Source organism: Algicola sagamiensis DSM 14643, from assembly GCF_000374485.1.
Lineage (GTDB): Bacteria > Pseudomonadota > Gammaproteobacteria > Enterobacterales > Alteromonadaceae > Algicola > Algicola sagamiensis.
In genome coordinates this window covers 110,430-135,757 of record NZ_KB894499.1, presented here as the reverse complement: position 1 = coordinate 135,757, position 25,328 = coordinate 110,430, and the positions used below count along the sequence as shown (strand labels likewise).

Sequence of the window (25,328 nt, the reverse complement as noted above, 5' to 3'; positions counted from 1 at the left end):
TTTCTTGTTGTATCGTTTGAGATTTTGAACTGCTTCAAAAGTATGAGGAAAAGCGGCCAGAATACACAATGATCTGGAAGGATAAATGACGCTCTTTTACAGATTATCTTTCTGAAATCATTTATAATTTCCCAATCACTCACGAGTATTTACTTTCAATGAAGAAAATTCAGTTTAAACGAAGAGATAAAATGCATGATTGAGTATCCTTTTGCGATGATCATGCAGTTTCTTGCAGACTTCTTGCTTGTATCTAGTCGTGTGTCCGGAATGTTTTTAACGATGGCTGGTATTGGGGGGAAGTCAATCCCTTCTCGTGTAAAAACAGCACTAGCTGTGACATTTAGTTTAATGTTGATCCCTGTTTTACCGCCATCTGGTTTTACAGAACTATTTTCCTTTCAAATGATCTTGGTCGTGGCACAGCAATTACTCATTGGCATTGTGATTGGCTTTATTTCCCAGTTATTTTTGAATGCATTTATTCTTGCAGGCCAAATTCTTGCGATGCAAACGGGCTTGGGTTTTGCGTCAATTGTTGACCCAATCAATGGGCTCAATGTACCAGCAGTTGGTCAATTTTATCTGATCTTGGGGACTCTAATTTTTTGGGCAATTGATGGGCATTTGACGATGTTTTTGATGTTAGTCCATAGTTTTGAGTTATTGCCGATTTCTACTGAGTGGTGGTCGGTTGTTAATTACACCAAGGTGATCGCGTGGGGTACTTACGTCTTTTTGACGGCAGCAAGCCTCGCTCTTGCGCCTGTCACTGCGATGTTACTGATTCAATTTGCATTTGGTGTGATGACCCGTGCAGCGCCACAACTGAACATTTTTTCACTTGGCTTCCCAATTACGATGACAACTGGATTAATGATCATTTGGTTGACGCTTGGAAATTTCATGTATCATTTTGAAATCCATTGGGATCGTGCTGTTGTCTTAATGTGTGATATAGCCAAGTGCTAAGCAACAAATTGGAAGCAAACTAAATGGCTGAATCCAGTGATCAGGAACGAACAGAAGAACCCACAGCCAAGCGTCTTGAGGACGCAAGGCAGAAAGGCCAAGTAGCACGCTCCCGTGAAATGGGCACTGCTGCAGTGTTGATCACAAGTGCGGTTGGCTTTCTTATCGTTGGGGATGAGCTGGCTATAGGTCTTATGCAGGTTATGCATTCCTTATTTAGTCTCAATCGTGACCAAGCTTTTGATACAACGAAAATGACTGAGGCTTGGGCCATTGCATTCGAACCGATTGTTTGGCCTTTGAGTATTCTATTTATTTTGGTACTTATCGCTTCTTTTATAGGAAATATCCTATTGGGAGGGTTTAATTTTTCAATGCAAGCCGCCCAGCCAAAGTGGAGTAAAATGAGTCCACTAGCAGGCTTCAAACGGATGTTTGGATTAAATGGACTTGTTGAACTCATTAAATCAATTTTGAAAGTACTGGTCGTATCACTCAGTACATACTTCCTATTAGATGCTTTTTTCATTGATATCATTCGGTTAAGCATTGAAAGAACGCCACTCAATATGATCGATGCAGCTGAGATTTTTATTTGGTTGTCACTGATCATTGTGAGTAGCTTGATGGTGATTGTTGTTGTTGATGCGCCCTATCAAAAGTGGAATCATATGAAGCAGTTGCGGATGACAAAGCAAGAAATCAAAGACGAGCATAAAAATACGGAAGGTTCTCCAGAGGTCAAAGGCCGTATTCGTCGTCTGCAAATGGAAATGTCTCAACGCCGAATGATGCAGCAAATCCCAGAAGCTGATGTTGTTGTCACCAACCCGACTCACTTTTCTGTTGCCCTCAAATATGATGGTGGAGATGGCGCAGCGCCAATTGTTGTCGCGAAAGGTGCTGATGAAGTTGCGAGGCAAATTCGGAAAATCGCCAATGCCCATGAGGTCCCGCTGGTAGAAGCTCCGATGCTTGCTCGCGCGATATACTATACAACCGAATTGGATGATCCGATTCCAGAGCAGTTATTTGTTGCGGTGGCCCAGGTCCTTGCCTATGTTTATCAGCTGAAAAAATTCAAAGCTGGAAAAGGAAAGCGACCAAACAAACTTGCATCAAACTTACCGATTCCACCAAATTTTAGATATTAACCTATTGAATTTTAATTTAATTATCTTGGCCTGATTATTGCTTTTCTCAACTTGTGTCAATTTTTTGCAAGTAGAGAAGAGCGGTATATGGCGTTATCTGGAATTATCGACCAAATCAAACAAGGTGACTTATCGATCATTAAAGGTGTCGGTGCGCCATTACTGATCATTGCAGCACTTGGAATGGTTGTTCTTCCCATTCCGCCTTTACTGCTCGATATCCTCTTCTCGTTTAACATTTCTTTATCGCTGGTTGTTTTACTGGTTGCGATTTATAGTTTAAAACCACTCGATTTTGGTGTTTTCCCAAGTATTCTTCTGATTGCGACGATTTTGCGACTTGCCCTGAATGTTTCGAGTACCCGAGTTGTCCTGTTGGAAGGTCATCAGGGCACGGGTGCCGCAGGAAAGGTTATTGAAGCATTCGGCTCTGTGGTGATTGGTGGTAACTTTGCAGTGGGTCTCGTGGTCTTTCTGATTTTGATCATCATTAACTTTGTCGTCATCACCAAAGGTGCAGGTCGGATCTCAGAAGTGAATGCCCGCTTTACATTGGATGCAATGCCAGGGAAACAAATGGCAATTGACGCGGATTTGAACGCTGGATTTATTACGCAGGAAGAAGCACGCACGAGGAGAACAGAAGTCCGCCAAGAAGCCGACTTTTACGGTGCAATGGATGGTGCGAGTAAATTTGTGAAAGGGGATGCGATTGCTGGGATTGTGATCCTATTTATCAATATCATCGGTGGATTATTTATAGGGATGGTACAGCATGACTTGCCATTTGCGAATGCTGGTGAAATTTATACCTTACTCACCATTGGTGATGGTCTGGTTGCACAAATCCCATCACTATTGCTTTCAATCGCAACCGCACTAGTCGTCACACGCCAGAACGAAGAGCACAATATGGGCGACCAAGTGACCAAACAGCTTGGGAATGAAAAAGCGCTCTATATTGCTGCGACTGTCCTCTTCGTGATGGGCATAGTACCAGGTATGCCACATTTTGCTTTCCTTAGCTTCGCGACTGTTTTAGCGGGTGTTGCGTATTCTCGGAAATATTTTGCAAAAAGAGCAGCGCAAGCTAAAGCAGAAGTTCAGACTCCGGTTGAGCAAGGGCCACCACCAGAGCGTAAAGAAATTAGTTGGGATGATGTGAGTCAACTTGATGTAATCGGACTGGAAGTTGGCTACCGCTTGATCCCGCTGGTGGATAAAAACCAGGGTGGCGAACTACTTTCTAGAATTAAAGGTGTCCGTAAAAAGCTCTCTCAAGAACTAGGCTTCCTCGTCCCGCCTGTTCATATTCGTGATAATTTAGATTTAGATCCGAATGCTTACAATATCTCGCTACTGGGTGTCGGCACAGGTGGTGGAGAATTACGTCACGATAACGAAATGGCGATTAACCCAGGTCAAGTCTTCGGCAAAATAGAAGGGATTGCAACGAAAGATCCAGCCTTTGGCTTAGATGCGGTCTGGATCAAGTCGAGTCAGCGTGAACAGGCGCAGACATTGGGCTACACAGTTGTGGATGCTGCAACTGTGATTGCAACGCACCTTAGCCAGATCCTCATGAATAATGCAGCCACTCTTCTGGGCCATGAAGAAGTTCAAAATCTACTCGATATGCTTGCAAAAAATCATCCAAAGCTTGTTGAAGGATTGGTTCCAGAGATTGTACCACTTGGCACTGTCGTCAAAGTATTGCAGAACTTACTTCATGAAGGTGTTTCGATTCGCGATATGCGCTCCATTGTACAGACCTTGACAGAATATGCACCGAAGAGTGTCGACCCAGATGTATTAACGGCTGCGGTGCGAATTAACCTACGCCGGCTCATCGTTCAGGAAATCGTTGGACATGCTGATGAAATACCTGTCATAACTTTGGCACCTGAGTTGGAACAGATGTTGCATCAGTCTATGCAAGTGACTGGGGATGAAGGTGCAGGTATCGAACCAGGTCTTGCTGAACGCCTTCAGCAGTCACTGAAACAGGCAAACCATGAGCTTGAAATGAATGGAGAACCTTCCATTCTGCTGACGTCAGGGATTTTACGTAGCGTGATGGCCCGGTTTGTGAAGCATACAATCCCAGGTTTGCGAGTACTTTCTTATCAGGAAGTACCTGATGACAAACAGATTAAAATTGTCAGCGCGATTGGGCAGTAACAGAGGAAGGGAAAATGAAGATTAAACGTTTTATAGCAAAAGACATGAAAACCGCACTTCGTGAAGTCAAAGCTGTACTCGGTAATGAAGCAGTGATCATGTCCAATAAGAAAACCCCTGAAGGTGTCGAAGTTGTTGCTGCGGTTGATAATGACACATCTGTTGAACCAATTCGCAAAGCGAGGCCACAAACCGTAGCAAAAGCAGAACCACAAGCTGAACGCGTAGCAAAACAGAGTGTTGTAGATATACCTGCGAAAAGTGGTGAAAGCTTCGCATCTTCTCTCGATGCTTTATTAGCACGTCAATCGAACGACAGTAAGATCTCTCAAGAGGCATTTTCAAAGCCTGGTGCACTATCACAAGCACTGAAAGCGCAAACACAAGCAATTGAAGAGTTACAATCTCGTCAGTCAGAACAACAGCCAAAAGAATTGGCCCAATCAGCACCGCTTAGTGAGTCTGAACAGCATTTTCAGGATTCATTTCGTCAACGACAACCCAATACTTCGAGTCGTCTATCGCAAACTGATGTCGATCAGTTGATGAGCGCACAACGTGACGAAATGCTGACATTGAAAAATGAAATGGCCTCGATGCGAATGCTGCTCGAACATCAGGTTTCCGGTTTGATGTGGCAGGATTTGGCTCGCAGAGAACCTCGCCGTGCTTTAGTTTTAGAGCGGCTGCAAAGTTTAGGACTGTCTGACCAGATGTCTGATCAGCTGGCATGCTTTATTCCAGAAGATGTCTCAGAAGAAGAAGCAATGTCCCATGGCCTTGAACTTTTAAAAGGACAAATCAATACAACGAATAATGAAATATTAAAGCGTGGTGGTGTTTTCGCACTGGTAGGACCGACAGGTGTAGGGAAAACCACAACAATCGCAAAACTGGCGGCGCGTTTTGCGCAAAAGCATGGCGCTGATAAGGTTGCACTGATTTCAACAGATACCTATCGCATTGGTGCATACGATCAACTTGCTACTTACGCCAAAATCATTGGCTGTTCGATTAAAGTGGCGGAGTCCGTTGAAAAATTGCAGGTTGTTTTGGAAGGTTTTCGAAATAAAAAACTTGTTTTAATTGATACAGCTGGAATGGGACAACGTGATCTGCGTTTAGCAAAACATTTAGACACATTGGTGAATCATCGCCACTTCCGCATTCGGACATACTTGGTTGCATCAGCGACAGCACAGCGTCATGTTTTGGAGGATACAATCGAACAATTTAAGACAATTCCAATCGCTGGCTGTATTTTTACAAAACTAGATGAAAGTCGTAGTTTAGGTGAAATTATCAGCGTTTCTTTACAACATTCACTTCCGATCGGATATTTAACAAATGGGCAACGCGTCCCAGAAGATATATTGCTCGCTACTGCAGATCATTTAATCAATCAGGCGCTTGAAATGCAGGAAAATATTAGTAGAACAAAGCACTTGTGGTATTCTGATAATGATGGTCAGTCAGTAGGAACCTATGGATAAACAAGTCATCAGAGATCAGGCCAGTGGCCTACGAAATATGAATCAAAATCATCTCGTAAAAGTAATCGCAGTCACAGGTGGAAAAGGTGGTGTTGGTAAAACCAATGTGGCATTAAATACAGCCATTTCACTTGCACAACAAGGGCGAAAAGTGCTCGTACTTGATGCTGACCTCGGGTTGGCAAATTGTGATGTTCTGCTTGGTTTACGTGTTGAAAAAAATCTCTCCCATGTTTTGGCAGGTGAATGCGATCTGGAAGATATTTTAGTCACAGGACCTGCGGGTATCAAAATTGTGCCAGCTTCTTCCGGTATCCAGTCTATGGTCTCCCTAACACCCACTCAGCATGCTGGATTGATCCAAGCTTTCAGTCAACTCAGAAGTCAATGTGATGTTTTGATTGTGGATACGGCTGCGGGGATTTCCGATATGGTTCTCTCTTTTGCTAAAGCATCTCAAGATGTGATGGTTGTTGTCTGTGATGAACCGACATCAATCACGGATGCTTATGCCTTGATGAAGGTGTTGGGACGGGACTATCAAGTGCAGCGCTTTAAAATCGTTGCAAATATGGTGCGATCTCTGCGTGAAGGTCAGGAACTCTTTGCTAAGCTATCTAAAGTAACAGAACGCTTTTTGGATGTGAGTTTGGAATTGGTTGCGATTATTCCGCAAGACGAAAACGTCAGAAAATCAATTCGAAAGCAACGTGCTGTTGTGGATCTCCATCCCAGTTCACCCGCTTCAATAGCAATAAAAAAATTAGCAATGAAAATTGAGACTTGGCAGGTGCCAGATCAGCCATCAGGACACTTAGAATTTTTCATTGAACAATTAATTAATCATCATCAGTTGGCGAAGGAAGATTTGTGAATAAGCTTGCAGCCTATGGCAGTGCCGATCAAATGCAGCAGCTCGTTGAGCTCCATGCAGGTTTGGTGAAACGGATAGCGCATCACATGATGGCACGTTTACCTGCTAGTGTGGTTGTGGACGATCTGATCCAGGCTGGCATGATAGGTTTATTGGAAGCTGCAAAGAATTTTGATGGGTCTAAAGGGGCTGCATTTGAAACATTTGCAGGGATCCGGATCCGTGGTGCGATGATTGATGAAATTCGTCGTGGGGATTGGACGCCGCGTTCTGTCCACCGGAACAGTCGTATGATAGCGGATGCAATCAACGAATTGGAAGGTCAACTAGGCCGTGACGTGAAGGATACAGAAGTCGCTGAAAAACTTGATATAAGTCTTGATGAGTACCATCATATGCTTAGAGATGTCAGTAGTGGCAAGATCCTTGGCATTGATGATCTGGGTGTCACCGAGGACGTAATTTCTCCTGAGAACCAAGACAAGGAACAGGACGAACCATTTGAAGGGTTTGCATCTGACGCTTTCCAACAGGCTTTGGTTCAAGCGATTAGCTCCTTACCTGAAAGAGAAGCATTGGTGCTTTCCCTGTATTACGATGATGAACTAAACTTGCGAGAGATTGGTGAAGTTCTCAATGTTAGTGAATCTCGCGTAAGCCAAATTCATAGCCAGGCGATGTTGCGATTAAAAGCAAGAATGAAAGCCTGGACATGATTTGCGAGATGTGAAGTTTTAACGAGCAGACGAGCCTCACTGGAGGGTGCTTTGGATAAAAATATGAAAATTCTTGTTGTAGACGATTTTTCTACGATGAGAAGGATTATCAAAAATCTTCTGAGAGATCTTGGCTTTACAAATGTACAAGAAGCTGATGACGGGAGTACGGCCTTGCCAATGTTGCAAGGGGGGGACTTTGATTTTGTTGTGACCGATTGGAACATGCCAGGTATGCAAGGTATTGACCTGCTGAGGGCAATCCGCGCGGATGACAAATTAAAGCACATCCCGGTACTCATGGTGACAGCTGAGGCCAAGAAAGAGCAAATAATCGCTGCTGCACAGGCTGGTGTAAATGGTTATATCGTGAAGCCTTTTACTGCTGCGACGCTTAAAACCAAATTAGATAAAGTATTTGAGCGCCTGTAAAGCGATGAGGAGAACTCGATGTCTGCGACTATTGCTCCATTGATTACGCTTGAGCAAGCCAAACAGCTTGTCTCCCACCTTGAGAATGGGGAAAATGAAGCTGCAAATGAGATATTGCAGATGTCGTGTCCTCCATCAACTGATGAAGATGAGTCAGACGCAGCTGGAGAAATGAGCATCGCTGATATGGCTGCGGCAATGGAGGGCAAAGATACATCGGAACTATTTAGTGAAGTCGGTAAGCTCACTCGCCAGCTTCATGACTCCTTAAAAAATTTCCAGCTAGATGCTCGCCTATCGAATCTGGCAACGGAAGATATTCCCGATGCGAAACAACGACTCAATTATGTCATCGATATGACGGAGCAGGCCGCCAATAAAACGATGGATGCTGTCGAGTCAAGTCTCCCAATCGCAGACAAACTCAATGAAGGAATTTCTTCCATTAAACCCAAATGGGCAAAACTGATGAGCCGAGAGTTAGAACTTGGTGAATTCAAAGATTTATGCCATAAGCTGGATGAATTTATTACTGAAGCAGAGCAAGATTCTGCTCAGTTACACCTATTGATGACAGAAGTCCTGATGGCACAGGACTTTCAAGATTTGACTGGACAGGTGATCCGTCGCGTGATTGAACTGACCAGAGAGGTTGAAGACAGTCTGATCCATTTGTTGACCGTGTTTGGAGATACGGATCAGGAAAAAGCATCTGAAGTTGCAGCAGAGAAGAAAATTGGTGCTGCGGACCCAGAAGGACCAATCATGGATGCGGACACCAGAGATGATGTCGTTTCTGGGCAAGATGACGTTGACGATTTATTGTCTAGTCTTGGATTTTAACGGGAGCTGCGCATGGCGTATGATCTTGATGAAGACATTTTGCAGGACTTTTTAGTCGAGGCTGGAGAGATACTCGAGCTACTCTCTGAACAGCTTGTGGAATTGGAAAATAATCCCGAAGATACGGATTTGCTCAATGCAATATTCCGAGGGTTCCACACAGTGAAAGGCGGTGCAGGGTTTTTGGCGTTAACGGATCTTGTTGAAGCTTGTCATGGTGCTGAAAACGTTTTTGATATTCTAAGAAATGGCCAACGGAGTGTCACAGCCGAACTCATGGATGTGATCCTTCAAGCATTGGATACTATCAACGAGCAGTTTGCATGCGTGCAAAACCGTGAGCCTACGAGCCCAGCGGATCCCACGCTTATCGAAATGCTGACAAAGCTTTCAAAACCAGAAAGTGAAGATGAAGCTTCGGCAGCACCAGAAGCTCCTGCTGCGGAACCAGAGGCACCTCAAGATGAGTTTATAGAGATTGATACGGTTACCTCATCAGAAGGGGAAAGCATTGATGAAATCACCGAAGATGAATTTGAACAACTCTTAGATGAACTTCACGGGGATGGAAAAAGCTCAGAACCGAGTGAAGAATCTGCTTCTGAAGATGAAATCTCTGATGATGAATTTGAAAACGTCCTTGATGAGATCCACGGTAAAGGGAAGTTTAGTGCTGGTGAGTCTGCACCTGAGACACCGCCAGCTCCAGCGCCATCAAGTGGTGGGGATGATGAAATTACGGATGATGAATTTGACGCACTATTAGACGAGCTGCATGGTTCCGGGAAAGGGCCTGGCGAAGGTGAAGCACCGGCACCAGCGTCTGCTCCTCCGCCTCCAAAAGCAGAAGCCCCGAAAGCGGAGCCTCCGAAGCAAGAGAAGCCAAAACCTGCACCAAAACCAGCAGAATCTCCAAAACCTGCTGCGAAGCCAGCCGCCGCCGCAAAATCTGCCCCTGCAGCACCAGCCGCTGCTAAATCTGGTGGTGGCAGTCAAGCGCCACAAGCAGAAACAACGGTCCGTGTTGATACGAAACGACTCGATCAGATTATGAACATGGTTGGTGAGCTTGTTCTCGTGCGGAACCGCTTAGTCAGTCTCGGTGGTTCGCTTGCCGATGAAAGTATGGGCAAAGCAATTTCTAATCTGGATGTAGTGACCGCCGATCTGCAAGGTGCGGTGATGAAGACACGGATGCAGCCGATCAAGAAAGTTTTTGGCCGCTTCCCTCGAGTTGTTCGTGACTTGGCCCGCAGCTTGAATAAAGAGATTACCTTACAACTGGAAGGTGAAGAAACGGATCTGGATAAAAACCTCGTTGAAGCATTGGCAGATCCATTGGTCCACTTGGTTCGAAATTCAGTGGATCACGGAATAGAGATGCCCGATCAACGGGAAAGTGTTGGTAAACCCCGTGTTGGTACAGTGAAGTTGTCAGCGTCTCAAGAAGGTGATCACATCCTCCTCACAATCAAAGATGATGGTGCAGGGATGGATCCTGAAAAATTGAAAAATATAGCCATTGAGCGTGGTGTATTGGATGCAGATGCTGCGCAAAGAATGCCAGATACAGAAGCATATAACCTGATTTTTGCACCTGGTTTTTCTACCAAAGAAGAAATCTCTGATATCTCTGGCCGTGGTGTCGGCATGGATGTTGTGAAGACGAAGATCAACCAGCTCAATGGTTCGATCCATATTGAATCTCAAAAAGGAGAAGGGACTGTTCTGCAAATCAAAGTCCCACTCACTCTTGCGATTTTGCCAACACTTATGGTTGTTGTAAACGAACAACCTTTTGCATTGCCACTTGCAACGGTCAATGAAATTTTCCATTTAGATTTAACGAAGACCAATAATGTCGATGGACAGTTGACGATTATCGTGCGCGAAAAGGCGATTCCGTTATTCTATCTTGAGCAGTGGTTATGTCGTTCTTATGCGTCTTCGTCATCATCTGAGGACAAAAATGAAGGCCATGTTGTCATCGTTCAGATTGGTACACAGCAAGTAGGATTTGTTGTTCACTCGTTGATTGGACAGGAAGAAGTGGTCATCAAGCCACTGGATAACTTACTTCAGGGAACGCCTGGTATGGCTGGTGCGACCATTACATCTGACGGGAGCATTGCGCTCATTTTAGATGTACCTAGCTTATTAAAACGTTATGCATCACGTTCAAAAATACAATTAAGATAAGGATGATGTTATCCCATGTCAATTAAAGTACTGGTTGTTGATGACAGTAGTTTCTTTCGACGCCGTGTTTCAGAAATTATTAATTCTCATGCAGAAATGTCTGTGTTGGATACGGCTGTCAATGGGAAAGAAGCGGTTGAAAAGGCAAAAAGTTTATCACCTGACGTGATCACAATGGATGTCGAAATGCCGGTCATGGACGGGATAACTGCTGTGAAAGAAATCATGAAGGATTCACCAGTACCAATTATCATGTTTTCTTCGCTGACACATGAAGGTGCGCAAGCAACACTGGATGCTTTGGAAGCTGGTGCTTTAGATTTTCTTCCCAAAAAGTTTGAAGATATTGCTCGGGATAAAAAGGAAGCAACTGAACTTTTACAAGAACGGGTGCGAGCTGTTGCAAGGCGGAAGTCTTTTATGCGCTCATCTCCGGCGCCAAGAACAAGGTCGGCAAAACCTGCGGCACCAGCTGCAAAAGAAAGTGCAGCTCCCAAGCGTGCAAAATCAACAGCGCCATCACGTCGAATGGATTTTAAGCTTCTTGCCATTGGAACATCAACGGGTGGGCCCGTTGCTCTGCAAAAAATTCTTACTCAGCTTCCTGAAAATTTTAAAACCCCGATCTTACTGATTCAGCATATGCCTGCTGCATTTACACCGACGTTTGCGGTTCGTATGAATTCACTTTGCAAAATCAATGTGAAAGAAGCAGAACAAGGGGATGTGCTTGCACCAGGGACTGCCTATCTTGCACCAGGTGGAAAGCAAATGTTTCTGGATAGCTCTTCAAGTCCACCAAAGTTGGTGATCAAAGAAGATAATACGGGGAAAGTGACCTATAAACCAAGTGTTGACATTACATTTGGTAGTGTCGCTAAAATCTATAAAGATAAAGTACTTGCGGTAGTGTTAACTGGGATGGGAGCGGATGGACGCGAAGGTGCAAGATTATTAAAGCAACATGGTTCAAAAGTTTTAGCCCAGGATGAACAAAGCTGTGTCGTATATGGGATGCCTCAAGCAGTTGTTACTGCTGGTCTGGCTGAAGATCCAATCGCATTAGATGATATGGCAGAAAGAATACTAAACGAGATGGGGCATGGATAAATTAACCCCTCTGGGGTTACTGATCGCATTTGTTGGAGTTATTGGGGGGTTTGCAGTAGAAGGTGGAGTCGTAGGAACTTTATTCCATATCCCTGCTTTTTTTATTGTTTTTGGGGGCACACTCGGCGCCACTTTACTGCAAAGTCATATGGATTTATTTCTACGCGCATTACGAATACTACCAAAGGTGTTATTTCCGCCCGATCTGCATATGGAACAGGGGATAGAAAGTATCTCTCGATGGTCTTTTGAGTGCCGGCAAAATGGCTTTCTTTCTCTAGAAGAGGAAGCACTCCATGAAGTCGATCCATTCATAAGCAAGGCACTCAATATGCTTGTAGATGGTGTTGAACCTGAGATCCTACGTAGCAGCCTCGATGCAGATATTTTTTTGGAATATGATAAAAATATTAAAGCCAGTAAATTTTTTGAGGCGATGGGTGGTTACAGCCCAACTATCGGTATCATCGGCGCAGTGCTTGGTTTGATACAGGCAATGACAAACCTGCAACAACCTGAGTTACTTGGCCAAGGGATTGCGACTGCATTTGTTGCCACTGTTTATGGTGTTGGTTTTGCTAACTTCATCTATATTCCCGTGGCAAATAAATTAAAAGCACAAAGCCAAAATGAATCCTTATATAAAGAAATGATGCTTGAAGGTTTTTGTGGAATAGCGAGTGGGGATAATCCTCGAAGCATCGAATTAAAACTATCTGCTTATATACGTTGAGAAGTTGTGATGAGGAAGCCACTGAGTCGCTATGTCGAAGAGGAAAGCGAAAATCATTTAGAACGCTGGCTAATTTCATATGCTGACTATATGACATTGATGTTTGCACTTTTCGTGGTGCTCTATGCCTATGCAATGGTCAATGAAGAACAGTATAAATCTCTGCGAGAAACAATCGAGACCGTTTTTACTCAGCCGACTGAAGAAGGCACAGGTGTAAAAGGAGAAGGATTACTTTTGGCAAACAAGGATGAGAGAGAGCAAAACCTGTATGGTGACTCTTTATTACCGGAAAAAGGCCCAGAGTTAGTTGAAGAAGCAACGGCATTGTCGAATATCACAAAAAAAGCATTGGGTAATCCTCTTGCGGCTGTTGAAAAAGACTTACAAACTGCACTCACTGAGCATATTGATAAAGGTGATCTGAAAGTGACCCGAGATGAAGACTGGGTCACGATTGAAATGAGTAGCGGGCTTTTGTTTTCTTCTGGCAGCGCTGCGCCAACACCTTTTGCATATGCGTTAATGTCAGATGTTGGAAAAATAGTGAATCGTAGCGAAAATTTTGTTCGGGTACGTGGCTACACAGATGACTTACCAATCAGAAATGAGGTCTATGAATCAAACTGGGAACTCTCTGTAGCAAGGGCGACAGCCGTCCTTCGAATGTTAGAACGGCAACAAGTCAAACCTTATCGTATGGCGATAGAAGGATATGGGCCATACTCTCCATTTGTGCCCAATGTCGATGAATCGAGCCGGACTCAAAATAGAAAAGTTGTTGTCGCAATTTCTAAATTTTTGGCAACACAGCCACAATTTTTAGTGAAGAAAGAAGCAAAACCTGTCGAAGTACCAGTGAAGATTGAACTGCCTTCAATTCCTGAAGACTCCAAGGAAGTTCAGATTATCCAATTAGAAGGTGGTGGGATCAGAGTGACCACACGTCGGAATAACCCTGATAGTGCACAAGAAAATATAGAAAATAAAGAAGAGGATAACCCTTGATTGTCTGGACGGTTGCAAATCAAAAGGGTGGGGTTGGTAAAACCACAACAACGGTAACACTAGGAGGACTGCTAGCTGAGCGTTCCGAACGTGTGTTGCTGGTTGATACGGATCCGCATGCCTCATTAACCTATTATTTTGGGATTGACTCTGAGCAGCTTGAAATGAGTGTTTTTGACTTATTTATCAAAGGAAAAAATGTCAAAAAAGAAGAAATCATTCAAATGCTTTGTCCTAGCACGATTGAAGGATTGGATATCCTTCCTGCTACAATGGCTTTAGCAACACTTGATCGCACGTTAGGCAGCAAAACCGGCATGGGGTTGATCTTAAAGAATGCTTTAGAAGTTCTCTCTGATGAATATGATTATGCCATTATTGATTGCCCGCCAGTGCTCGGTGTTCTGATGGTCAATGCGTTGGCTGCATCGAGTCGTATTCTTGTTCCTGTTCAAACGGAATTCCTAGCTTTAAAAGGATTAGAGCGGATGCTTCGCACGATGGAGTTGATGCAATCTTCGCAATCCAAGGCATACCGCTACACAATTGTTCCCACAATGTATGATAAAAGAACCAAAGCTTCTTTAGAGGCTTACCATCGCCTTCGAGAAATGTATGGTGATAGAGTTTGGACGAGTGTGATCCCTGTTGATACAAAATTTCGTGATGCAAGTTTGGCTCAGCAACCACCATCGACCTATGCTCCGAAGTCAAGAGGCGTGTTTGCATACAGTACTTTATTAACCTATTTGCAGCAGAAACGTTAGGAGTTGGAATGAGTGAAGTTTTTGCGAATGAAAAAGTCATGCGGACATACTTAACAGCTTTACTTGAAGAGGAAGTGGAGCCTGATGGGCGTGTTGCGAAACTCTTAGAACAAGTTGAGGTGCTTGAACATTCTCACCCGACTGTTGTGATAACGCAAGAAGAAGTTGAGAAATCGCAAGAAGCTCCTGAAACCCAATACATTGCGGAAAACCTGTTAGAAGAAGCGCCTGTTGAAGTAATTCAGGAACCGATCGAAACAGTGATTGTCAATACGCAGCCTGAGATACAAGTTGACGTCTCAGATACTCCGGTACTTCCCAAAGAGACAGCCTTTGAATCCAGCTTTCAGTCACTTTTGTTCGAAGTTTCAGGCCTGACACTGGCAGTTCCTTTAATCGACTTAGGTGGTATTCATCGCATTGAAAAGCTCAATAGTATTTTTGGAAAACCACCTTGGTTTAAAGGTGTGATGTCTCTACGTGGACAGCAAATGAATGTCATTGATACAGCGCTTTGGGTCATGCCAGAGAAATATGATGCATCAATGAAGGATAGCTTGGACTATCAATATGTGATTATGTTGGGAAATAGCCGATGGGGGTTGGCGTGTGAAAAGCTGATCCATACCGTTACGTTAGATAAGGACGGAATTCAATGGCGACAAAATCGAGGAAAGCGTCCTTGGTTGGCTGGGCTCGTCAAAGAAAAAATGTGTGCGTTACTTGCAGTGAATGAGCTCGTTGATTTACTTGAGAGTGGCCTTGCCAAGTAGCGAATTCGTCTACTTATATTGTCATGTCTAAACATCCTCAGCTAGGATTAGATAAGTTTTTAACATTCAATCTATTCTATGACTAATCTTATAGGATAGGCAGTAGGAAAGTTATTGGAGCCATATGCATGAACGAAGAAAGAAATATCAATAATACGGTGGACGCCAATGATGAGGTTTTGCAATGGGTGACGTTCCGGCTCGATGATGAGACTTATGGTGTCAATGTGATGCAAGTTCAGGAAGTCTTGCGTTATACCGAAATTGCACCTGTACCAGGGGCACCTGATTACGTCCTTGGGATCATCAACCTGCGGGGTAATGTCGTTACTGTCATTGATACTCGTCTCCGTTTTGGTCTTGCTCCCGCTGAGATTTCGGATAACACGCGCATCGTGATCATTGAGGCTGAGAAACAGGTTGTTGGTATTTTGGTGGATAGTGTTGCGGAGGTTGTTTACCTCAAATCATCTGAAATTAATAGTGCACCGAATGTCGGCACAGAAGAAAGTGCGAAGTTTATCCAAGGTGTTTGCAACAGAAGTGGCGAGTTGCTGATCTTGGTTGATCTGAATAAACTCCTCAGCGATGAGGAATGGGATGAAATGTCCGCATTATAATAACAATAAAGAGGTAATCATTTTAGGATGCTCTATTTATGGATTGGTTTCGCAATATTGCTGTTTATCAATATTGTGATCGTTGTACTGTTCATGAAACAAAAAAAAATGTGCGTAAACTTAACGAAGCAACTTCAAGAAAATCAGGAGTATGTTGTTCAGTTGACGAAGAAAGATCGTATTCTTGCAAGTGAAATTGGGGAAATGCGTGCAGGGATCCTTGGTCTTGGAAAGCGGGTTGCGGAGCTTGAAAGTATGACACAGCAGGTTTCGACACGTCAGGAAGAAATCGCCGCATCTGATCCAGACAGCCGTCTATATTCCCGAGCGGCAAAATTAATCGAAAAAGGGGCGGATGTGCAAGAAATCATGCAGGAGTGTGATTTACCGCGAGCCGAAGCTGAACTGATGGTTTCTTTGCATCGTAAATAAGGTATAAAAATTTCAGAAGGGGTGGGTTTACTGCCCCTAAACCTGTTCATCCAACTTGTTATGAATATTCCGCCACTTGTCTGGCTTCTTACCTTGCAGTACGTATGAGAAAGCAATAAGCTCAGCAATAATGACATAGAGAACGCGAGGAATTTCTTCTCCAACTTCCAGCTGGGATAGCATTTGATTCAGCATTGGATCCTCATGGATCAATACATTCCCATCTTCTGCGTGTCGGATCAGTTCTTCAGCAAGTGGCCCATAGCCTTTTGCGACAACCTCAGGTGCCTTTGGGGCATTATATTTGAGTGCAACGGCTGCTTTTTCTATATTATCTGGTGATGTTTGTTTATTCATAAGCCCTCGTTTGAATTAGACTTCAACATGTAAACTGGATATTGGGCGAATATGGCTTTCTGGTTTTACTTTGCCAACGACGGTTTTCATTTGAAATTGTTCAACTCCCTGCTTACGTAGCATCTCAGATAAAGACTGGGTATGTTGTTCTATTTTTTCTTTGAGTTGCTGGTTATCACAAACAAAGTCACAGGAAGCCGACTCTTCAACGAGTCTGACATGTGCAATGAAATGCCCAAGTTGTGGTAAATTAAAGTGCAAACGCAGTGACCAACCATGCCTTTGAACCGTTTTTTTTCCCTTTTTCTCCTTCTCTTTTTTTAATTCAATATGAACACTACCATGCTCCTTTTCGGATTCTCCTGGAAGAGGCATTTCAATACACCAAATACTTTCTGGCTGCTGCATCAACTGTTGAAGTTGGGAAAATTTTGAGTTTGCCGCAAATTGGCTCAATGTTCGTTGAAGTGACTGTATCTCAGGCGATCCCTTTAGTTGCCCAGGTTTGATAGTGGTTGTGCTGTCATCTTTTTGAGAAGACTTCGCCCTGGGTACAAGGCGAAATAGAATCCCGAGTGCGGCGGATATCGCCGATAAAAAATTTGAGCTGGTACTCATCATTTGTGTTGGGGATGTTGTCGCCTGATGCAGCTGTGCCAAATCATCTGCAGTTAAGTTGAGTTGGGGGGTCATGAGTGTCGACTTCAGTAATTGTTGAAGTGCGGGGGGAAGACCAGCTTTTTGCAAAGCCGTTGACTGTTTATCGAGTTGAGTGATTAATTGTTCCCATGGCGCAGTATCCGGCAGGATTTTTCGTATGGCAGCATCAATAATATCCTGCATTGCTGGAACTTGTGCAGAACTCGTTGTGGGCTTCGTTAAAAAGCTGAGAAGGATATTTTGAGGGAGTGCGTGGGATTTCGCAGTTTCAATATGAAATTGTCCTTCTTTCAACAAGACTTGACTCTGTGTAGATACGCCCATCAATTGCTGTAATCGTTGTGTGATTGCCTGATCAATTTCTTTTGGAAGTTGCCCATTGCTTAGTTGTTGAAGTGTTTGTTGAATCAGCTGGTTGATGACAGGCGCTTGCATTTGTCGACCATCTGTCAGATGCAATTTGAGTTTCCCGTCTGATGTAAGAGTAAGATCATTGACCGACTGCTTCGTCATTTTATCCGGAAGAATAATTTGAATTGAAAGTGATGGGATCTCCAGAACGGTCTGCATCCCCTTCGCTGTGATTTGAATGCCAAGTCGGAAAGCACGAATTTGTGATATCAGTTGTTCGGCAATTGCATTTTTTAAGGCCTGAGAGCCATCAATAGTGTGCTGTTGAATTTGTCCGGGAGACAAAAACTTGAGTTGTGTTTGCCCGCTGGTATCCGTGTCCTTCATGACATACATTTTTCCATCTGCAGGTATTCGCAGTTGTGTGTCAGGTTTGACCTCAATGGTGAACTTTTGTCCCTGAGATAACGTAATACTGAGCTGATTTCCTTTTCTGCTGATGTGTGCCGTATACAACCGATTAGTTTGTAAATGTTCCGAAATATCACCACTTTTGGTGTGTGTTTGCGTCCTTATTTCAGGGATATGTGAGGAAACCTCGGTCATAAATTTGATCTTTGTCCTATGTTCGGCGGGTTTACCCATACAAGTTCTATGGAAGCTTGTGTTAGAATAGACGCCTTTCGGGATCTGATGAATTGAAATTCGACAAAATGCTGCGCGGAACTTCGTTAACCTGTTATCGGCAGGATTCGATTTTATTTGAAAATTTAGATCTGGCTTTAGATGCTGGTGAGATATTGCTGGTTGAAGGCCGTAATGGTGCAGGCAAGTCGACTTTGTTGCGTATTTTATCTGGTTTACTTCGTCCGACATCAGGTGAAGTCAGCTACCAGCAAGAACCAATTGATAATGTGTTGGATACGTTTAATCAGGATTTACTTTATATTGGGCATAAACCTGGCGTTGAACCACACCTTTCTGCTGAGGAAAATATCCGATATTGGGAAAAACTTCATCAACAGGAAACATTATCTGACCTCGTTCCCGTGATCCAGTCAGTGGGTCTGTATGGTTATGAAGATATACCAGCAGCACAACTCTCTGCTGGCCAACAGCGCCGTGTTGCGTTAGCACGACTCTGGTTGACAAAAGAAAAGCGGATTTGGATATTGGATGAACCATTTACCGCAATTGATGTGAAAGGCGTTGCGCTTCTTCAGCAACGGATCCAGTCACATCTTGCACAAGGTGGTTGTCTTGTCATGACAAGCCATCAACCGTTCAATGATATTTTAAAGATCGATCATCGCATCGTTTTGGGCTAGTGGCATGAATTGGTGGCACGTATTTTTTACGGTCATGAAAAAGGAATGGTTACTTTCATTCCGACAAAAATCTGATCTGATCAACCCGCTTGCATTCTTTTTGCTGGTGTTGACGTTATTCCCGATCGCTGTCGGACCGTTTCCGAAATTGCTCCAACAAATCGGGCCGGGTGTCATTTGGGTGGCTGCAGTGCTTGCAACCTTGTTAGCTGCTGAGCGTATGTTCAAACAGAGCTTTCATGATGGGAGTCTTGAGCAGCAAGCATTATCTTCGGTCCCGTTTTCTTTGACCCTCATCGCAAAAGTGGTTGCAAACTGGTTTGTTCTACTGGTACCACTCATTCTTATTTCACCGGTGACCTTGATGTTTTTTCATCTGAACTTCGAAATATGGTTTGTGACGATTTTGACGCTCATCATTGGTGGTTTAACAATTTTCTTATTTAGTGCCGTTGGTGCGGCGTTAACGGTGAGTTTGCATCGCGGTAGTGTATTGATGGCACTACTCGTGATCCCTTTGTATATTCCTGTATTGATTTTTGCGACAGGTGCAATTAATGCGGCATCCCTCGGGTTTGCTTATCATGGACAATTGGCCATCTTGGGAGCAATGATGATTGTTTCATTGTTGGCTGCACCATTCGCAATGTCGACAGCGATTAGAGTAGGTTTAGGATAATATGTGGAAGTGGTTACACCCTTATGCAAAGCCAGAGGTAACATATCATTTTTGTGCAAAGCTGATCCCTTGGCTATGGCTATTTACCTTTGGATTATTGGTGGTTGGAACTGTTTGGGGACTGGCGTTTTCTCCAGAAGATTACCAGCAAGGTGATACAGTTCGGATCATGTATATTCATGTTCCTGCTGCAATCTGGTCGATGGGGGCTTACTCTTCGATGGCAATTGCTGCTCTGATTGGTTTTGTTTGGCAAATCCGACTCGCGGATATGGCTATTTCTGCAATTGCTCCTGTTGGGGCTGGATTTACAGTGATTGCACTTTTGACTGGTGCTATCTGGGGTAAACCCATGTGGGGAACATGGTGGGAGTGGGATGCAAGACTGACTTCAGAATTGATTTTATTTTTCCAATACATCGGTATTATTGCACTCTATCATGCCTTTGAAGATAAACAACAAGGTGCCAAAATCGTAGGCATTCTCGCCATTGTCGGTGTCATCAACTTACCGATTATTCACTTTTCTGTTGAATGGTGGCAGACCTTGCACCAAGGAGCCAGTATCACAAAACTTGAAAAACCAAGTGTGGATACATCGCTTTTATGGCCACTTCTTTTGAATATCTTAGGTTTTGCGTTTTTCTTTGCTTCGCTGGTCTGTATGCGATTACGGACTGAAATTTTATCCCGGGAACAACATCGCCCGTGGGTAAAAGCACTTGTCATGGAGAAATCTGTCGATGGCGTTTGATTCATTTGAAGCCTTTATCCAAATGGGCGGTTATGGGTTTTATGTTTGGTTGTCGTATGGTTCGACGGCCTTAATCATGGTTGGGTTAATTGGTCAAAGTATCTTTTCCCGTCGGCGGTTAATTCAAGAAATCCGCCTATCGAGTCGCCGTGCAGCAAAACGTGCCGCACAAAAGCAACAGTTGGAGGGTACGCCATGAGCCCAAGAAGAAAGCAGCGTCTTGCGGTGATCATTCTCATTTTGATGGGTGTTAGTTCGGCGATTGGTTTGGTCATGTTTTCATTGAAAGAAAACATGGACTTTTTCTTCACCCCTTCTGAAGTCCATCAAGGTAAAAAAGATGGCGGAATGAAACCAAAGATTGGTCAGCGGATCAGAATCGGTGGCATGGTCGTCGAAGGATCCGTATCCCGCGATCCGGAAACGTTGAAAGTAAGTTTTGACTTAATTGATACAGGGCCAATGGTCAAAGTGATCTATGAAGGAAGCTTGCCTGACTTGTTCCGAGAAGGGCAGGGGATTATTGCATTAGGTGTTTTAAAGGATGGTTATGTGCTTGAGGCGCAAGAAGTGCTGGCCAAACACGATGAAAATTATATGCCGCCGGAAGTTGCAGAAGCTGTCAAAGGGATTAAACATGTTAAGCCATCGAAGCAGGTGTACATACCATGATGATCCCTGAACTTGGCCATATCTTTTTGGTAATTGGTTTTGCGCTTTCGCTGTTATTGGCAGTTGTGCCACTGGTTGGCCTTCGAATGCAGGATGCACAATTGACACAAACTGGGCCATTATTTGCGACGCTACTCTTTGCTGTCACATTATTGTCTTTTCTATGTCTGACATATGCATTTTTAACGGATGATTTCTCAGTCCTTTATGTTGCGAATAACTCAAATTCTCAACTGCCTTATTACTATAAGATCACTGCTGTTTGGGGAGGACATGAAGGTTCCTTTCTTTTGTGGTTATTGATTTTATCCGGCTGGACAGTCGCATTTTCCTGGTTAAGTGATCACTTACCTGCGGACTATCGTGCTCGTATCCTTGCTGTGCTTGGGTGGGTTTCCATTGGCTTCTATCTATTTATTACGATCCTTTCCAGTCCATTTGAGCGAACGTTGCCTTATTTCCCTGTTGATGGGGCTGATTTAAATCCTTTACTGCAAGATCCTGGGATGATCATTCACCCGCCGTTGCTTTATATGGGGTATGTTGGATTTGCTGTTGTCTTTGCATTTGCAATGGCTGCACTGATGACCGGGCGACTTGACGCGTCTTGGGCAAAGTGGTCTCGTCCTTGGACCCTTGCAGCTTGGGCTTTCTTAACGCTTGGGATCACCATTGGTAGCTGGTGGGCATACAACGAACTTGGTTGGGGTGGTTGGTGGTTCTGGGACCCAGTAGAAAATGCGTCATTTATGCCTTGGCTCGTTGGCACCGCTTTATTGCATTCGCTTGCGGTGACTGATCAACGAGGGGCGTTTAAGGCCTGGACAGTATTGCTTGCGATTTCTGCTTTTTCTTTGAGCTTATTGGGGACTTTTTTGGTTCGTTCAGGTGTGATTGTTTCTGTTCATGCATTTGCAACTGATCCCGGTCGTGGCCTTTTTATTCTTGTCCTGCTCGCTTTGGTCATAGGGATCAGCCTGACATATTTTGCTGCCAGAGCAGATAACCTTCGCCATACGACGAAGTTTCATTTTCTATCAAGAGAAGTCGCGTTGTGGTTGAACAATGTGTTCTTTTCAGCCGCAACCTTGATTGTTCTGTTAGGGACACTCATGCCTTTATTCTATAAAGAGTCCGGGCTTGGGACGATTTCTATAGGTGAACCATTCTTCAACGAAATGTTTACTTATCTCGTGGTACCATTTGCAATTCTACTTGGTATTGGGCCACTGATGCGTTGGAAAAAGAATGGGATTTCGAAGAAAACAGCAATGCTCCTGCTTGTTGCTGTTGCTTCCGTTGTGCTTTCATATGCTTGGTTATTGCTGCGTGGACAAGGTATTGAAGGGCTCGCACTTCTTGGCGTGAGTCTAGCTGTCTGGGTCTTTGCTCTGACCGGATTCCAATTGTTTCGCTTTTTCCAACAAACAGGAAGCTTGGTTAAAATTAAGCGCTCCCATTGGGCAATGCTTGTTGGGCATTTCGGATTTGCAGCCGCGGTGCTCGGCATCAGTATGACTATGAACTACAGTGATGAACGTGATGTACGTATGCTTGTCGGTGATGTCGTAAATATTCAAGGTATCGATCTCAAACTTAACGCAGTGCGCGATCTCAATGGGCCAAACTATTCTGGGCTTGTAGCTGATATTACCGCCATACAAGGTAATGCTAAATATTCGATTCTTGCAGAAAAACGATTCTACAAGGCTAGAGGCATGATCATGACGGAAGCAGGTGTTCATGCGAACCTTGCGCGTGACGTTTATGTTGCGCTGGGCGAGCAGCTGGATAGTGGAAGCTGGGTTTTACGTATTTATTATAAACCGTTAATCCGATGGATCTGGCTTGGTGGGATCCTGATTGCCCTTGCTGGGTTTATCGCGATTCTTGACCCAAGATATCGCCGCTGGAAAGTAAAAAGTCGTGCAACTGTATCCACGGTGGAGGCGGAACATGCAACTCCGTAAGATTGCCTTTATTCTTCCATTGCTGACTTTTGCGATTGTTTCGGTGTATCTCTATAGTGCGCTTTATTCTGATCCAAGAGCAAAAGAGTCATCTTTACTGAATCGTACAGTCCCTGATTTTCAGTTAAATGACTTAATGGATCCTACTCGCCAATACAAAGTGAAGGACTTGAAAGGTGAAGTGACCCTTCTCAACATTTGGGGAGTTTGGTGCACGACTTGTAAGGCTGAGCTTGGCTTTTTAACAAAACTCAAAGAAGAGCTTGGCCTCCGTATCATCGGTATTTATTATCCGCTTGATGTGGATCCAGATCTTGATGGCCCCCTCGACCTTGCAAAACTGACGAATAATGTAGATAAAACATTAAAAGCCTATGGCAATCCATATCAATTCAATATGCTTGATATCGAGCATCAACTTTCATTCGATCTTGGTGTAACAGGTGCGCCCGAAACCTTTGTCATTGATAAACATGGTGTTGTTCGTGCACATCATATGGGTGATATCAATCCTAGGGTATGGCAGATAAAACTTGCTGCACTTGTTCAGCAATTAAAGGAGGAAGAATGAGACAAGCGATTTGGTTACTGTTCTTATTCCTATCCATCACTGCATCAGCGGCAGTTGAAGAAACGTTCACTTTTAAGAGTGAAACAGATAAATCTACTTACTTAAAATTGACAAAAGAGCTGCGATGCCCACAGTGTCAAAATCAAAATATTGCAGACTCGAATGCAGTTGTTGCTGTAGATATGCGAGGCAAGGTATTTGAGCTGATTAATCAAGGGAAAGGCCATGATGAAATCGTCGAGCATATGATCACGCGTTATGGATATTTTGTCCACTATCGTCCTCCGATGAACTGGGCGACCTCAATACTTTGGTTTGCGCCTCTATTTTGTATCATCTGTGGTGTTTTTGTGATTGCAGTTCGTGGATCTCGTGGAAAAAACCAAGAGAAGAAATTCTCTCAAGAAGTGTTGGCGCAAGCGAAACAGTTACTACAGGAGAAACAGTAGTTATGTTCAATAGCCTTATCATGTTGGCAATGGTACTCCTTATTCTGTCGACTTTGATTATCTGGCAGGTATTTTTTCGTCAATCAAAAGCGCTATCTACACGGACGGAACGAATGAAGTTGCTTCAGGAAAAATACCGGGAAGTGAGCCAAGAGCTGGCAGATGAAGAAATTGATACGGCTTCATACCAGGAACTTGTTGATGAGCTAACGCTTGATATGGCTGAGCTGGTTTCCGAAACCCAACAAGCTGCGCAGGTCAAGAAACACCAAAAACTAGCTGTTGGTATGATTTTCACCATCTTTATTGTTGCGAGTGGTTCGCTCTATAGCTATTCCGGTCACTTTCAACAAGTGGAAGATTGGGAGCAAGCGGTTGCACGTTTACCAGAACTTGGAAAACGTGCAGTTCTAGGAACGGGCGAGCCACTAAAAGCAGAAGAGCTAAAACAATTAGCACTGGCCCTGAGAAGCAAACTGGCCTACCAAGAAGAAGATCCAACAGCTTGGATGCTCCTTGGCCGTGTCTTAATGTCATTGCAGGATATTCATGGGGCTGAATTAGCCTTTGAGCGCTCACTGAAATTGTCACCGGAAAAAGTTGGTTCATTAACTGGGCTTGCTCAGTCATTGCTCATTCAAGACAGTGAAAGAAATCAAAAGCGTGCATCACAAATCCTCGCTTATGTATTGCGTTTAGATACAACAAATCCAGAAGCCTTAATGATGATTGCATTGATAGCGACACAACGAAAGGATACGGAAGAAGCAAAAGCGGCTTTGACTTTACTTGCGCAATCACTTTCTCCAGATGACGAAAGACATCAATGGGTCACTGAGCAATTATCAAATTTAGATAGTTCAGCTGTTAAGAATGATTATCAGCTTCAGGTTCAGCTTTCTTTAAATAAGGCGCTTGAATCACAGTCAGCGAAAATGAAATACTTGATCGTATTTGCCAAAGCGCCTGATGGTGGCAATATGCCAATCGCAGTAAAGAAGCTAACCTCATTTTCATTTCCTATGACAGTTCGGTTAAGTAACTCTGATCGGATGCTTGATGGAAGAGACTTTTCCAGCTTTGATGCATTTGAAGTCTATGCCCGTTTGTCTCAAGATGATGACGTTCGTCTTTCAAAAGGAGAGATTGAAGGGAAAAGCATCTTGATCGACAAAACGCAGAAAAATGTCGATATTGCGATAGATCAGGTTTACCAGGAGAGATAAAACA

Annotated in this window: 27 protein-coding genes; 25 read left to right on the top strand and 2 right to left on the bottom strand. The window is 43.8% G+C overall.

From position 1 onward, the window contains the following. Positions 1 to 198 precede the first annotated feature (198 nt). The 16 genes from fliR (at position 199) to C505_RS0113715 (ending at position 16,307) form a co-directional block, all read left to right on the top strand. The gene (gene fliR / locus C505_RS0113790) at positions 199 to 972 is read left to right on the top strand and encodes a flagellar biosynthetic protein FliR (protein ID WP_026317969.1); all 774 of its coding nucleotides are present in this window, start codon (positions 199 to 201) and stop codon (positions 970 to 972) included. Between the two features lie 23 nt (positions 973 to 995). After that, positions 996 to 2,126 (top strand): flagellar biosynthesis protein FlhB, encoded by a 1,131-nt coding sequence (flhB, locus tag C505_RS0113785; protein ID WP_018693210.1) that lies wholly within the window; start codon positions 996 to 998, stop codon positions 2,124 to 2,126. Positions 2,127 to 2,213: 87 nt separating this feature from the next. Then, positions 2,214 to 4,307 (top strand): flagellar biosynthesis protein FlhA, encoded by a 2,094-nt coding sequence (flhA, locus tag C505_RS0113780; RefSeq protein WP_018693209.1) that lies wholly within the window; start codon positions 2,214 to 2,216, stop codon positions 4,305 to 4,307. Positions 4,308 to 4,321: 14 nt separating this feature from the next. Continuing rightward, positions 4,322 to 5,800, top strand: coding sequence for a flagellar biosynthesis protein FlhF (gene flhF, locus C505_RS0113775; RefSeq protein ID WP_018693208.1), 1,479 nt, complete (start codon positions 4,322 to 4,324; stop codon positions 5,798 to 5,800). After that, a complete protein-coding gene (locus C505_RS0113770) occupies positions 5,793 to 6,674 on the top strand; it encodes a MinD/ParA family protein (protein ID WP_018693207.1) in 882 nt (293 codons plus the stop codon). Before flhF ends, C505_RS0113770 begins: the two co-directional genes overlap by 8 nt. Further along, positions 6,671 to 7,390 carry an RNA polymerase sigma factor FliA gene (locus tag C505_RS0113765; RefSeq protein ID WP_018693206.1) on the top strand — a complete coding sequence of 240 codons (720 nt, stop codon included), beginning with the start codon at positions 6,671 to 6,673 and terminating at the stop codon, positions 7,388 to 7,390. Before C505_RS0113770 ends, C505_RS0113765 begins: the two co-directional genes overlap by 4 nt. Positions 7,391 to 7,441: 51 nt before the next feature. Continuing rightward, positions 7,442 to 7,822, top strand: a complete 381-nt coding sequence (gene cheY, locus C505_RS0113760; protein ID WP_026317968.1) for a chemotaxis response regulator CheY — start codon at positions 7,442 to 7,444, stop codon at positions 7,820 to 7,822. A gap of 18 nt (positions 7,823 to 7,840) precedes the next feature. Then, positions 7,841 to 8,665 (top strand): protein phosphatase CheZ, encoded by an 825-nt coding sequence (locus C505_RS0113755; protein ID WP_018693204.1) that lies wholly within the window; start codon positions 7,841 to 7,843, stop codon positions 8,663 to 8,665. A gap of 12 nt (positions 8,666 to 8,677) precedes the next feature. Then, complete coding sequence (locus C505_RS0113750; protein WP_018693203.1) at positions 8,678 to 10,864, top strand: chemotaxis protein CheA; 2,187 nt, start codon at positions 8,678 to 8,680, stop codon at positions 10,862 to 10,864. A gap of 15 nt (positions 10,865 to 10,879) precedes the next feature. Continuing rightward, positions 10,880 to 11,974 (top strand): protein-glutamate methylesterase/protein-glutamine glutaminase, encoded by a 1,095-nt coding sequence (locus C505_RS0113745; RefSeq protein WP_018693202.1) that lies wholly within the window; start codon positions 10,880 to 10,882, stop codon positions 11,972 to 11,974. Further along, positions 11,967 to 12,707, top strand: a complete 741-nt coding sequence (locus C505_RS0113740; protein WP_018693201.1) for a flagellar motor protein — start codon at positions 11,967 to 11,969, stop codon at positions 12,705 to 12,707. The genes C505_RS0113745 and C505_RS0113740 overlap by 8 nt, the downstream gene beginning before the upstream one ends. A gap of 9 nt (positions 12,708 to 12,716) precedes the next feature. Continuing rightward, positions 12,717 to 13,715 (top strand): flagellar motor protein MotB, encoded by a 999-nt coding sequence (locus C505_RS0113735; RefSeq protein ID WP_018693200.1) that lies wholly within the window; start codon positions 12,717 to 12,719, stop codon positions 13,713 to 13,715. Beyond that, complete coding sequence (locus C505_RS0113730; RefSeq protein WP_018693199.1) at positions 13,712 to 14,482, top strand: ParA family protein; 771 nt, start codon at positions 13,712 to 13,714, stop codon at positions 14,480 to 14,482. Before C505_RS0113735 ends, C505_RS0113730 begins: the two co-directional genes overlap by 4 nt. Positions 14,483 to 14,490: 8 nt before the next feature. After that, on the top strand, positions 14,491 to 15,255 hold the full coding sequence (locus C505_RS0113725; RefSeq protein ID WP_018693198.1) for a chemotaxis protein CheW: 765 nt from the start codon (positions 14,491 to 14,493) through the stop codon (positions 15,253 to 15,255). A 128-nt stretch (positions 15,256 to 15,383) separates the two neighbouring features. Next, entirely contained in the window at positions 15,384 to 15,875 is a 492-nt protein-coding gene (locus C505_RS0113720; protein WP_018693197.1) for a chemotaxis protein CheW, read from the top strand. A 93-nt stretch (positions 15,876 to 15,968) separates the two neighbouring features. Beyond that, on the top strand, positions 15,969 to 16,307 hold the full coding sequence (locus tag C505_RS0113715; RefSeq protein WP_169337047.1) for a DUF2802 domain-containing protein: 339 nt from the start codon (positions 15,969 to 15,971) through the stop codon (positions 16,305 to 16,307). A 36-nt stretch (positions 16,308 to 16,343) separates the two neighbouring features. On the opposite strand, the gene C505_RS0113710 is transcribed toward C505_RS0113715, so the two are convergent. Both C505_RS0113710 and fliK read right to left on the bottom strand, forming a co-directional pair. After that, a complete protein-coding gene (locus C505_RS0113710) occupies positions 16,344 to 16,664 on the bottom strand; it encodes an EscU/YscU/HrcU family type III secretion system export apparatus switch protein (RefSeq protein WP_018693195.1) in 321 nt (106 codons plus the stop codon). Between the two features lie 15 nt (positions 16,665 to 16,679). After that, a complete protein-coding gene (gene fliK / locus C505_RS0113705; RefSeq protein WP_169337046.1) occupies positions 16,680 to 18,281 on the bottom strand; it encodes a flagellar hook-length control protein FliK in 1,602 nt (533 codons plus the stop codon). Between the two features lie 107 nt (positions 18,282 to 18,388). Here fliK and ccmA point away from each other — a divergent pair, with 107 nt between their 5' ends. The 9 genes from ccmA to ccmI are packed head-to-tail and all read left to right on the top strand — an operon-like array spanning position 18,389 to position 25,324. After that, positions 18,389 to 19,003: a cytochrome c biogenesis heme-transporting ATPase CcmA gene (gene ccmA, locus C505_RS0113700; RefSeq protein WP_018693193.1), complete on the top strand. Its 615-nt coding sequence runs from the start codon at positions 18,389 to 18,391 to the stop codon at positions 19,001 to 19,003. Positions 19,004 to 19,007: 4 nt separating this feature from the next. Continuing rightward, the gene (ccmB, locus tag C505_RS0113695) at positions 19,008 to 19,682 is read left to right on the top strand and encodes a heme exporter protein CcmB (protein ID WP_040439945.1); all 675 of its coding nucleotides are present in this window, start codon (positions 19,008 to 19,010) and stop codon (positions 19,680 to 19,682) included. 1 nt (position 19,683) lies between these two features. Next, the gene (locus C505_RS0113690; RefSeq protein WP_018693191.1) at positions 19,684 to 20,436 is read left to right on the top strand and encodes a heme ABC transporter permease; all 753 of its coding nucleotides are present in this window, start codon (positions 19,684 to 19,686) and stop codon (positions 20,434 to 20,436) included. Further along, positions 20,426 to 20,635, top strand: a complete 210-nt coding sequence (ccmD, locus tag C505_RS0113685) for a heme exporter protein CcmD (RefSeq protein WP_018693190.1) — start codon at positions 20,426 to 20,428, stop codon at positions 20,633 to 20,635. Before C505_RS0113690 ends, ccmD begins: the two co-directional genes overlap by 11 nt. After that, complete coding sequence (gene ccmE / locus C505_RS0113680; RefSeq protein WP_018693189.1) at positions 20,632 to 21,108, top strand: cytochrome c maturation protein CcmE; 477 nt, start codon at positions 20,632 to 20,634, stop codon at positions 21,106 to 21,108. Before ccmD ends, ccmE begins: the two co-directional genes overlap by 4 nt. Next, the gene (locus C505_RS0113675) at positions 21,108 to 23,078 is read left to right on the top strand and encodes a heme lyase CcmF/NrfE family subunit (protein ID WP_026317967.1); all 1,971 of its coding nucleotides are present in this window, start codon (positions 21,108 to 21,110) and stop codon (positions 23,076 to 23,078) included. Before ccmE ends, C505_RS0113675 begins: the two co-directional genes overlap by 1 nt. Continuing rightward, entirely contained in the window at positions 23,065 to 23,649 is a 585-nt protein-coding gene (locus C505_RS0113670; RefSeq protein ID WP_018693187.1) for a thiol:disulfide interchange protein, read from the top strand. The genes C505_RS0113675 and C505_RS0113670 overlap by 14 nt, the downstream gene beginning before the upstream one ends. Continuing rightward, positions 23,646 to 24,098: a cytochrome c-type biogenesis protein gene (locus C505_RS0113665; protein WP_018693186.1), complete on the top strand. Its 453-nt coding sequence runs from the start codon at positions 23,646 to 23,648 to the stop codon at positions 24,096 to 24,098. Before C505_RS0113670 ends, C505_RS0113665 begins: the two co-directional genes overlap by 4 nt. A 2-nt stretch (positions 24,099 to 24,100) precedes the next feature. Beyond that, positions 24,101 to 25,324 (top strand): c-type cytochrome biogenesis protein CcmI, encoded by a 1,224-nt coding sequence (ccmI, locus tag C505_RS0113660; protein WP_018693185.1) that lies wholly within the window; start codon positions 24,101 to 24,103, stop codon positions 25,322 to 25,324. Positions 25,325 to 25,328: the final 4 nt, after the last annotated feature.

Excerpts from the sequence above, each read along its gene's own strand:
- flhB (WP_018693210.1), top strand. The coding sequence starts at position 996 with ATGGCTGAATCCAGTGATCAGGAACGAACAGAAGAACCCACAGCCAAG.
- flhA (WP_018693209.1), top strand. The coding sequence starts at position 2,214 with ATGGCGTTATCTGGAATTATCGACCAAATCAAACAAGGTGACTTATCG.
- flhF (WP_018693208.1), top strand. The coding sequence starts at position 4,322 with ATGAAGATTAAACGTTTTATAGCAAAAGACATGAAAACCGCACTTCGT.
- C505_RS0113770 (WP_018693207.1), top strand. The coding sequence starts at position 5,793 with ATGGATAAACAAGTCATCAGAGATCAGGCCAGTGGCCTACGAAATATG.
- C505_RS0113755 (WP_018693204.1), top strand. The coding sequence starts at position 7,841 with ATGTCTGCGACTATTGCTCCATTGATTACGCTTGAGCAAGCCAAACAG.
- C505_RS0113750 (WP_018693203.1), top strand. The coding sequence starts at position 8,678 with ATGGCGTATGATCTTGATGAAGACATTTTGCAGGACTTTTTAGTCGAG.
- C505_RS0113745 (WP_018693202.1), top strand. The coding sequence starts at position 10,880 with ATGTCAATTAAAGTACTGGTTGTTGATGACAGTAGTTTCTTTCGACGC.
- C505_RS0113740 (WP_018693201.1), top strand. The coding sequence starts at position 11,967 with ATGGATAAATTAACCCCTCTGGGGTTACTGATCGCATTTGTTGGAGTT.
- C505_RS0113735 (WP_018693200.1), top strand. The coding sequence starts at position 12,717 with ATGAGGAAGCCACTGAGTCGCTATGTCGAAGAGGAAAGCGAAAATCAT.
- C505_RS0113725 (WP_018693198.1), top strand. The coding sequence starts at position 14,491 with ATGAGTGAAGTTTTTGCGAATGAAAAAGTCATGCGGACATACTTAACA.
- C505_RS0113720 (WP_018693197.1), top strand. The coding sequence starts at position 15,384 with ATGAACGAAGAAAGAAATATCAATAATACGGTGGACGCCAATGATGAG.
- C505_RS0113715 (WP_169337047.1), top strand. The coding sequence starts at position 15,969 with ATGAAACAAAAAAAAATGTGCGTAAACTTAACGAAGCAACTTCAAGAA.
- C505_RS0113710 (WP_018693195.1), bottom strand. The coding sequence starts at position 16,664 with ATGAATAAACAAACATCACCAGATAATATAGAAAAAGCAGCCGTTGCA.
- fliK (WP_169337046.1), bottom strand. The coding sequence starts at position 18,281 with ATGACCGAGGTTTCCTCACATATCCCTGAAATAAGGACGCAAACACAC.
- ccmA (WP_018693193.1), top strand. The coding sequence starts at position 18,389 with ATGCTGCGCGGAACTTCGTTAACCTGTTATCGGCAGGATTCGATTTTA.
- ccmB (WP_040439945.1), top strand. The coding sequence starts at position 19,008 with ATGAATTGGTGGCACGTATTTTTTACGGTCATGAAAAAGGAATGGTTA.
- C505_RS0113690 (WP_018693191.1), top strand. The coding sequence starts at position 19,684 with ATGTGGAAGTGGTTACACCCTTATGCAAAGCCAGAGGTAACATATCAT.
- ccmD (WP_018693190.1), top strand. The coding sequence starts at position 20,426 with ATGGCGTTTGATTCATTTGAAGCCTTTATCCAAATGGGCGGTTATGGG.
- ccmE (WP_018693189.1), top strand. The coding sequence starts at position 20,632 with ATGAGCCCAAGAAGAAAGCAGCGTCTTGCGGTGATCATTCTCATTTTG.
- C505_RS0113675 (WP_026317967.1), top strand. The coding sequence starts at position 21,108 with ATGATCCCTGAACTTGGCCATATCTTTTTGGTAATTGGTTTTGCGCTT.
- C505_RS0113670 (WP_018693187.1), top strand. The coding sequence starts at position 23,065 with ATGCAACTCCGTAAGATTGCCTTTATTCTTCCATTGCTGACTTTTGCG.
- C505_RS0113665 (WP_018693186.1), top strand. The coding sequence starts at position 23,646 with ATGAGACAAGCGATTTGGTTACTGTTCTTATTCCTATCCATCACTGCA.
- ccmI (WP_018693185.1), top strand. The coding sequence starts at position 24,101 with ATGTTCAATAGCCTTATCATGTTGGCAATGGTACTCCTTATTCTGTCG.